9 protein-coding genes and 1 pseudogene are annotated in these 9,149 nt (G+C 58.8%); 7 read left to right on the top strand and 3 right to left on the bottom strand.

Annotated features, from left to right (window positions below; genetic code table 11):
• The first annotated feature begins 113 nt into the window (after positions 1-113).
• Positions 114-509 (top strand): GNAT family N-acetyltransferase, encoded by a 396-nt coding sequence (locus tag AC629_RS50780; RefSeq protein WP_084809319.1) that lies wholly within the window; start codon positions 114-116, stop codon positions 507-509.
• Positions 510-649: 140 nt separating this feature from the next.
• Here AC629_RS50780 and AC629_RS34945 read toward each other — a convergent pair whose 3' ends face one another.
• Positions 650-1,267, bottom strand: coding sequence for a TetR/AcrR family transcriptional regulator (locus tag AC629_RS34945; RefSeq protein ID WP_084809312.1), 618 nt, complete (start codon positions 1,265-1,267; stop codon positions 650-652).
• Between the two features lie 97 nt (positions 1,268-1,364).
• Between AC629_RS34945 and AC629_RS34950 the strand changes: the two genes are divergently transcribed.
• From AC629_RS34950 to AC629_RS34960, 3 genes and pseudogenes are all read left to right on the top strand, one after another.
• Entirely contained in the window at positions 1,365-2,420 is a 1,056-nt protein-coding gene (locus AC629_RS34950; RefSeq protein WP_084809313.1) for a sugar phosphate isomerase/epimerase family protein, read from the top strand.
• A gap of 17 nt (positions 2,421-2,437) precedes the next feature.
• On the top strand, positions 2,438-3,325 hold the full coding sequence (locus AC629_RS34955; protein WP_084809314.1) for an alpha/beta fold hydrolase: 888 nt from the start codon (positions 2,438-2,440) through the stop codon (positions 3,323-3,325).
• A 101-nt stretch (positions 3,326-3,426) separates the two neighbouring features.
• Positions 3,427-4,264: pseudogene (locus tag AC629_RS34960) on the top strand (alpha/beta hydrolase).
• A 154-nt stretch (positions 4,265-4,418) separates the two neighbouring features.
• Here the strand turns inward: AC629_RS34960 and attM are convergent.
• On the bottom strand, positions 4,419-5,210 hold the full coding sequence (gene attM / locus AC629_RS34965; RefSeq protein WP_084809315.1) for an AttM family quorum-quenching N-acyl homoserine lactonase: 792 nt from the start codon (positions 5,208-5,210) through the stop codon (positions 4,419-4,421).
• Between the two features lie 168 nt (positions 5,211-5,378).
• Between attM and AC629_RS34970 the strand changes: the two genes are divergently transcribed.
• Positions 5,379-6,272 (top strand): LysR family transcriptional regulator, encoded by an 894-nt coding sequence (locus tag AC629_RS34970; protein ID WP_283848221.1) that lies wholly within the window; start codon positions 5,379-5,381, stop codon positions 6,270-6,272.
• Between the two features lie 133 nt (positions 6,273-6,405).
• On the opposite strand, the gene gcvA is transcribed toward AC629_RS34970, so the two are convergent.
• On the bottom strand, positions 6,406-7,302 hold the full coding sequence (gcvA, locus tag AC629_RS34975) for a transcriptional regulator GcvA (protein ID WP_084809317.1): 897 nt from the start codon (positions 7,300-7,302) through the stop codon (positions 6,406-6,408).
• Between the two features lie 153 nt (positions 7,303-7,455).
• Here gcvA and AC629_RS34980 point away from each other — a divergent pair, with 153 nt between their 5' ends.
• Positions 7,456-8,259, top strand: a complete 804-nt coding sequence (locus AC629_RS34980; RefSeq protein ID WP_084809320.1) for a crotonase/enoyl-CoA hydratase family protein — start codon at positions 7,456-7,458, stop codon at positions 8,257-8,259.
• A gap of 253 nt (positions 8,260-8,512) precedes the next feature.
• The coding region (locus AC629_RS34985) for a hypothetical protein (protein ID WP_084809318.1) at positions 8,513-9,149 on the top strand (637 nt) is incomplete at its 3' end.

Here is a 9,149-nt window from a genome sequence, read left to right on the forward strand (position 1 = left end):
CTCAACAATGAATCACAAGCGATTCATCCGATTCAAGATTCTTCGATCGAAGCCTCCCGCAATTGAATCAGGCACTTGTGGGTAATTGAAAGCGTCACCGGACGAATACTCTAATCCTCACCGAGGCGGGCCAGCAAGCATTCTTCTGGGCAGAGTGGCCGTCCTTCGACGACGACAAGTTTGATCAGGTTACCGCCGAGGAGAGTATTTACGTCGCTGAAGAGGCAGGCATTGTAGTTGGCTTCGTTACTGTCTATGAGCCAGATGACTTTTTACACCACCTGTATGTCCACCCAACGGCTTCCCGCCGGGGCATCGGAACTGCACTACTGAATGCAGCTCTACACCGGCATGGAGGCTACCTGAAATCGAAATGCCAAGCGCGCAACACGTCGGCCAGAGCGTTCTATCGCCGTGCGGGATGGATTGAGGATCTCGACATTGGCGGGACCGACGAATTAGGAAGCTGGTTATTTATCCGCAGCCCTGCTGCTCATGCTCGCCGTTGAACGTCTCGGCCGGAAAGCCTTATAGCCTAGCCAACGCACAGCGCCTTCGAAACACGGGGGAAATGCCACATCGTCCTTCTGGCTAAGTTGTGCTTCGAAGAAGCGATTCATTATTCAATCGTCTGCGTAGCTCGCTCGGATTAGAAGCGTTGTTCTTTGTCAAATGGACGTTCAATCATTGTATCGAAGGCCGTTAAAAAAGAGTCCACCATGGCATGGAGTCGCTGCGGCTTGACGCCATCGCGAGCTTGCACCGAAAGACCGTGCAGCAATGTTGCACAACAATCGCCAGCAGCCACCTCATCAACATGTTTCGGAATTTCGCCGGATCGTTTCGCCTTCGACAAGCGATCAATGATTGATTGCGTTCTCGCTTTCCGGTGCTGGGCTAGCCAAACGCCCACAGCCTCATTCTCCTGTGCGCAATTCGTTGCTGACGAGACGACCATGCATCCCTTCGCTCCTTTTGTGTAGAGCGCGATTGCTTCACGGAACATCTCTTCCAGCGCGGAACGTATGCCCTTGGCTCCGGACAGGGCGCGTTCTGCAAAGCCGCCCTCCTCTGATTCATAGTGCTCTATGGCCTCACGAAATAGCGCCTCCTTGGAGCCGAAGGCCGCGTAAATCCGCGCCGAGGCGATTCCAAGGGCGTTCACCAAATCAGCCATCGACGTGCCTTCATAGCCGCGCGTCCAAAAGAGATCGCGAGCGCGCTCAAGCGCTAAACCCCTGTCGAACTCTCTGGGTCTGCCCGCCATGCGCCCACTCCAATGCTTGTCGATCAACAAATAATCTGCTTGACACGGGCATGCAAGGCCGCAATTATTTGTCGATCAACAAAGAATGGTAGCTCTAATGAAAACGATCAAAGGCCCCGGCATCCATTTGGCGCAGTTCAGTGATGCCCGCTCACCCTTTGACCAGCTGGCCACGATTGCAGACTGGGCAGGCAAATTGGGGTTCAAAGCCCTTCAGATCCCGGCCTGGGATCAGCGCCTGTTCGACGTTCGCAAGGCTGCCGAGAGCCAGACATATTGCGATGAGATCGTCGGTGTTCTGGCCGCGCATGGTCTGGCCGTAAGCGAGCTGACGACGCACATCTTCGGACAGCTCGTCGCCGTGCATCCGGCTTACGATGCGATGTGCGATGCCTTCGCTCCCGCAGAGCTTCGCGGAAACACGGCGGCTCGAAGCGAATGGGCACTGCAGCAGATCAAGTTGGCCGCCAAGGCCTCACGCCGACTTGGATTGACCGAGATGGGCACGTTCTCGGGCTCGTTCCTCTGGCCCTATTTCTTTCCGTTTCCGCAGCGTCCCGAGAGACTCGTTGAAGCCGCTTTCGACGAGTTGGCGCGGCGGTGGAAACCTGTGCTCGATGCATGCGACGAGGAAGGGGTCAATCTATGCTATGAACTCCATCCCAGCGAAGATCTGCATGATGGCGTCAGTTTCGAGATGCTTCTCGAGCGCGTCGGTGGGCACAACCGATGTCGGATTCTCTACGACCCCAGCCACTTTGTTTTGCAGCAGCTCAAATATCTCGACTTCATCGACATCTATCACGAGCGGATCGGCATGTTCCATGTCAAGGATGCCGAGTTCAATCCGAGCGGACGCCAGGGCATCTATGGCGGCTACCGGTCGTGGATTGATCGCGCGGGACGTTTCCGCTCTCTGGGCGATGGACAGGTCGACTTCCGTTCAATCTTCTCGAAGTTCGCCCAATACGATTTCGGGGGGTGGGCCACGCTCGAATGGGAGTGCTGTCTGAAGGATCAGGAAGATGGCGCACGCGAAGGCGCAGCCTTCATTGTCGATCACACGATCCGCGTTACCGACAAGATCTTCGATGATTTCGCCGGAACACCCCTGAGCACCGCTCAGACGAACAAGATCCTCGGCATTTCCTAATCCTCAAGGAAGACATCATGACTGACTCATTTGCGGCGGACCTTGGGTCCGAAGGCTTCGTGCACCGCTACGTCCGCGTCGACGGACAGAGGATTCACTGCTCCATTCGTGGCGACGGCAAGCCCGCCCTCCTGATCCCAGGCTGGCCACAGACCTGGTATGCATGGCGCCACGTCATGGTGGCATTGGCTGAGAATGGCTTTCAGGCCATTGCCGTCGATCCGGTCGGTACCGGCTACTCCGCCAGACCAGATAGCGGCTATGATACGGGATCGGCGGCTCGCGTCCTGCATCAGCTCATGATTCAGCTTGGTCATACCCGCTACGGCGTTGCCGGGCATGATGTGGGAATGTGGGTGGGATACGCGCTGGCGAGCGACTTCCCCGAAGCCGTGGAACGAATTGCACTCACCGAAGCTGTCATTCCCGGTCTCGTCCCTGCGCCGCAGATCTTCGTGCCGCCATCGGACAACATTTTCCTTTGGCATTTCATGTTCAACCAGGTCCTGGACCTGCCGGAATTCCTCACGTCAGGTCGAGAAAAGGAATATCTGAGTTTCATGTTCGACAAATGGTCCCACCGGAGGGACCGTGTCGCTGCGGATGTCTATGCCGCTGCCTATGGAACACCGGGAGGCATCCGGGCGGGATTCGCCTATTATAGGGCTATTCCTGAGACCATCCGGCAAAATATCGAACGCGCGCGCAGACCCCTCTCGATGCCGGTTCTGGCGATCGGCTCGGAATACGCAACCGCTGATGCACCGATAGAGACGCTGCGTCCGCATGCGGCAGATTTGCGGGGCGACATCGTCCGCGATTGCGGCCACTTCATCATGGAAGAGTGCCCTTCGGAATTCAATGCGCAGCTCGTTCCCTTCTTTTTAGAGGAGCCGTCCAGGTGACGATCGATGCAAATATTGCTGCGTTCTTGGCCCGTCTACCTGCGGCGCAACCAGCCTCTCTGGGGCAAATTCGCGTGGAAACTGACCGTGCCCTGATCGCTATGCAGGGCCCGCTGGAAGCCGTCGACCGGATTGACGACATTGCCGTGGACGGGGCCGAGCCTGATGTCGTCATCCCAGTCAAGGCTTATTGGCCCGTGGCAGCGAAGAAAGGCGACAGGCTGCCTGCCATCGTCTTCGCCCATGCCGGAGGCTGGTGTCTCGTCTCGCTGGAGGTGTACGACAATCCGTGTCGCGCGCTTGCAAATGCGACGGGTTGTGTCGTCTTTTCAGTCGGCTACCGGTTGGCTCCGGAGCATCCGTATCCGGCTCCTCTGGAAGATTTTTATCGTGCCTTCTGTTGGGTTGCTGCACATGCGGAGCAACTGGAGATCGACGGAAATCGTATCGTTATCGCTGGTGACAGCGCCGGCGGAAATCTGGCTGCCGCAGCCGCGCTGCTGTCAAGGGACCGCCGTGGGCCGCCAATCGCCCATCAGCTCCTCTTCTATCCAGCGGTGGATACCGATTTCGACACGACCTCATACGTGGAGTTTGCCAACGGACATTACTTGACGCGCGACACAATGAAGTTTTGCTGGGATGCCTATCTGGGAGAACAACTGTCGGCGCCCCCCCATCTACGCTACGCCGCTTCGAGCCGACGTATCCAGTTTGCCGCCGGCGACAATCATGGTCAACGAATGCGATCCACTGCGCAGTGAAGGCGAAGCCTACGCGCGCAAGCTTCAAGAAAATGGTGTTCCAGCTACGCTCATTCTCCTCGAGGGGATGGTTCACGCCTGCATCCACATGCTTGGCCTAACGCCAGCGGTCAAATCGCTTTTTGTTCACGCCGGAAGAGAACTGCGCCAGAAACTCGGGCTGGAGCCCAGCTAAATACATGGCGGGGCCGCCCCATCCTAGACATGAGCTTTCGCCGATATCGAGTAGTCAAAGATCGCGTCATGAAGCGCATCCAAATCCCGGGGATTTGCCGCGTCTCCAACGCTAAAGGGCGGACGGCTCATCCCTGCCATCTAATAGTGGCCGATTAGTCATAATAGCCCGGTGCAAGCCTGAAACTTGACCATGCCTCGGGGTCATGCCCCGTGACCAAAGTAGCGCCGACCTGTTCCGCAAGCGCACGCAATTTACGCACCGACCGCACAGAATCCACGGCAGACGCCATGAAGCCAGGAAGCGCCTTTTCATTCCAGTGATCCATCGTATAAACGGCATCGGCAGCCAACAAGACCGGTCCGCTGTTGTGCAGCGTCACAAGAAAGGACTGATGGCCGAGCGTGTGTCCCGGTGTGAAGACCATCCGCAGCACACCGTCGCCGAACAGATCGTAGTGATCGGTCGCGTCGCCCTCGAGAAACTGCCAACGTAGCCCGTGACGATCGAAATCCTTGCGGACATAGGCCCCTGCGGCGAACCAGTCGGGCGTGAAGGCATATTCATATTCGCGCCGCTGGACGATGTGCGTTGCATCGGGAAAGCGACCGATCGCGCCGGTGTGGTCGGAATGAAGGTGCGACAGCACGACGAAACGAACATCTTCGGGAGCAAGGCCAAGTATCGCCAACTGCGCTATGCAGCCTTGGTTTTCAGTCATCACGGGCTTGTAGGAATCGACCGAAGCACCCCAATAGCCGCGCGGATCGGCCAACCCCTCCGCCGCCAGCCCGCCGTCGATGACGACATTGCCCTTGGGATGAGTAAGGAGGAACCACGGGACAGGTATCTCGTAGTCGGCTCCGTTACCCTGGTTCATCCTGATATCGTGAACCTTGCACCGCTGAGTGCCCGATTGAAGCATGTAGAGTCTGGCGATGCTCATAAACCGTCCTGACAATTAACGAGTTGAAACCGATCTCCGCCCCTTCCGCGGTGTGAGCGAAGCGGCGGCTCATACTTGGATGAAAGCACCACCGATCGGTAGGCCGCTTGATCCGCTTTTATTTATCGGATCAACCGATATATTCGGCGCATGGATTATCTAGCGGCAATGCGCGTTTATGTACGCGTCGTAGAGAGGGGCAGCATGTCGGCCGCGGCTCGTGATCTTGGTATCGGCCAGCCAGCCGTCAGCGAACGGATCGAACGTCTGGAAGCAGATTTTGGCTTGCGCCTGCTGCGCCGTAATACGCGGACGATTTCAGTTACAGATACAGGCGCGGTGTTCTACGAGCGCTGCAAGCTCGCCATTGAAGCTGCCGATGACGCCCTCGCAAGTGTGCATGAGGATATGCCCTTGCGCGGCACATTGCGGATAGCGGCGCCCCATGGCTTGGGCGAAGTCGTGTTGCCGCGCATTCTGCTCCGCCTTCGTGATCGTCATCCCCAGCTCAAAATCGACCTGGTGCTCAATGATCGCATTGTCGACCCGACCACCGAAGGCGTCGATATTTCGCTCCGGCTGGGAGATCCCGGCGAGGGCGGCTTCGTTGCGCGCAAACTGGGCCATGTGTCCCGTGTGCTGGTGGCATCGCCCAATTATCTTGATCGTTGTGGAGAGCCGACAACGCCAGCCGATCTCACCAGGCATCCCTTTGCCCGTGTGTCGGGTCTGTTCAATAACGGCCGGCTTCCCTTGCAAAAGAGAGATCGGCGAACAGTGTCCGTGCCAATCGAAGTCGCCTTAAGCATGAGCAATTGGCGCGCGTTGCACGCCGTTTTGCTTGGCGGAGGAGCAATCGGAGTGTTGCAGGAACCCGTATGTTCCGATGATCTGGCCGGCGGCCGACTAAAACGAATCCTGTCTGATTTTACCGTTCCAGGTTTCGACCTGCATATCCTTTATGCGGCCAATAAGCCGGTCCCTCCCCGAACGCGGATGATTGCCTCTTTCCTGCAAAAAGAGTTGCCGGACTTTGCCAGATTGCCGAAGCATTGGAAGTGAAGCCGGTCGAGTTAATGAGCTGCTCCCATCGTTTAGAGACCGTGCCAAATCGCCGAAAATCGTAGTGAGCCGCCATCTGGCACCTCCCCGTTGATACAAGCGGATTTGGGAGGCTGCCGCTGCGCAGCACAAATCAGTAATGCTGGGTAAGCGCGGGTACTGTGACTTCCTCGAGAATCCAGGACCGAAACGCGACGATCTGCGGGTCGTCCGCGCGGCTCTCCGCGCCGACGAGCCAATACGAGGTATTGCTGAAGACGGTTTCCCAAACTTCCACAAGGCTGCCCGAACTCAGTTCCGCATTGACCAGGGGTTTCCGCCCGATCGCCACGCCAAGGCCCTGGCAGGCTGCTTGAAATGCCATGTGAATGGTATCGAACCGAAACCCCTTTGCCGGATCGGGCGCGGCGCGGCCGGTCTCGGTCGCCCATACCGCCCAATCCTCGCTGGCACTCGTGACATGAATCAGCGGCGCCTGCTCGATGTCAGCAAGATCGCGCACGCGATCGTAGATCGACGGCGCACACACTGGGACCATTTCCTCGGCAACCAGCTTGTCGGCGATGACACCCTGCCAGTTACCCCGCCCCATACGAATAGCCAAATCCACGCCGGTATCCGACAACTCTGCGCGCTCATGGGACGTATCGATGACGATGTGAATGTTGGGGTGAAGTTCGCGAAACTTGTGCAGCCGCGGCAGCAACCATCGAGCCCCGAAAGTTGGCGCTGCACTGATCGAAAGCTGGCCGAGGCTGTGCTTGTTAACGATCTTTGCGCTCCCGCTGGCCAACAGGTCGAGCGCCTGCCGGACGAATGGGATATAGGTCTTTCCTGCTTCCGACAGCACCAGGCCCTTTGTCGTACGAAGGAAAAGCGGTGCGCCGAGCCACTCCTCCAGCGATTGAATGCCATGGCTAACGGCGCTCGGCGTCAGCAGCAGCTCTTCTGCGGCGTTCTTGAAGCTCAACAACCGGGCCGACGATTCAAACAGGCGAAGTGAATTCAGCGGGGGTAACCGGGGGCGCATCGCAATATCCTTCTGCTAACACTGTCGTGGCACACGCGGTTCGTCGGCCACGGAGGGTGAATATTTCTCACGCGCCGGAGAAGATTATCAATTTGTTTGATCAGGGGAATGATTGCAACGTCCGGCTATGCAACAGAGGCAGGAATCAGGATCATGACTTCATCCGCAGAACACCCCATACTGATCGGCGTGGAAGGCAACATCGCCACCCTCACGCTTAATCGTCCGGCCAAACTCAACGCGCTGAACTACGCGACCATCGACGGGATCCAGCGGCACCTCGATGCGATCGAGCGGGACGATGCGATTCGCATCGTGATTTTGACCGGCACCGGCGACAAGGCATTTAGCGCGGGCGCCGACATCGCGGGTTTCTCGTCCAGCGTTGAGGCCGGCGTGACCACCGCCATGCGGGAGTTCGTCGGGCGCGGGCAGGCCTTGACCAGGCGCGTGGAGAACTTTCCCAAGCCGATCATCGCGGCCGTTAATGGCATCGCCTTCGGCGGGGGATGCGAGGTCGTCGAAGCTTGCCCTTTGGCCATCGCCAGCGAGCAGGCCCGCTTTGCCAAACCCGAGATCAACCTTGGTTTCCCTCCTCCGTTTGGCGGGACGCAGCGCCTTCCGCGCCACATCGGTAGGAAGCGCGCACTACAGCTGATCCTAACCGGCGACTCGATCTCAGCCGAGGAGGCGGCGCGTATCGGTCTCATCAACGAAGTCGTGCCCGCTTCCCGGCTGCTGGAGCGAACGAGGGAACTCGCTGCGACCATCATCGCAAAATCGGCGGTCGCAGTCAGCGCCTCTCTGGCGAGCGTCACGCGCGGGATCAATCTTCCCATCGACGAGGGTCTGGCTGTCGAAGCCAGCCAGTTTGCGCAGATGGTCCACACAACCGACATTCGCGAGGGAATCAATGCCTTCCTCGAACGCCGGCCGGCAAATTTCAGCGGACACTAACGGCTATCGAAATGAGGCAATCTGCGCTGGTCTCGGATCGCGCTCGGCCATGTCAGGCGCGAATATCCCAAATTTCTTTGCGACGCCGGCCGGTGAGGCTTTGGGTGTCCACCGTCGCACGTCGGTATAGACGAAAATAGTTGGGAAACGACCGAAGCTGTGTGAAAACGCCGTGGTTTGGTATAGCGAGCCGCCGCGCCTCGCGGCGCGAGTCGCTAAACTTGTTCGCTCACGACAGCAGTAGGACACCACCATGAGCATTCGCGTCGGCATTGTCGGGATCAGCGGTTTTGGCGGCGGCGAGGCGATGCGCCTGGTCGCGAGCCACCCGTCTTTCGAGCTAATCTACGCCGCGGGCGAGGGCAGCGCCGGCAGCCGGTTGGTGGACCGCTTCCCCGGCGTGCCGGCCAAGCTGGCCGAGCTGGTGATCGAGAAGTGGGACCCTGTGACCCTGCCGAAGCTCGACGTGCTGTTCGCGTCGCTGCCCACGGGCGCCTCGGCCGAGGCGCTGGCGCGCGTTCCCAAGGACGTGAAGATCGTCGACATCGGCGGCGACCACCGCTACGTCGAGGGTTGGGCGTACGGCTTGGCCGACGTCTGGCCAGCCCAGATCGAGGGTCAGACCCGCGTCGCCAACCCCGGCTGCTTCCCCGCGGCGACGCTGAACGCGCTGGCGCCGTTGCTGGTCAACAAGCTGATCGAGCCTGGCAACATCGTGATCGACGCAAAGACTGGCATCTCCGGTGCCGGTCGGGGCGGCGCCGACAGCAAGTTCGGCTACGCCGAGACCAACGAGAACTTGGTGCCCTACGGTCTGCTCAAGCACGTCCACATGCCCGAGATCGCCAAGACGATCGAGCGGCTGAGTGGCGGCAGCGCGGCCGGGTTGG

The sequence above is a fragment of the Bradyrhizobium sp. NAS80.1 genome, from assembly GCF_001908205.1.
GTDB lineage: Bacteria > Pseudomonadota > Alphaproteobacteria > Rhizobiales > Xanthobacteraceae > Bradyrhizobium.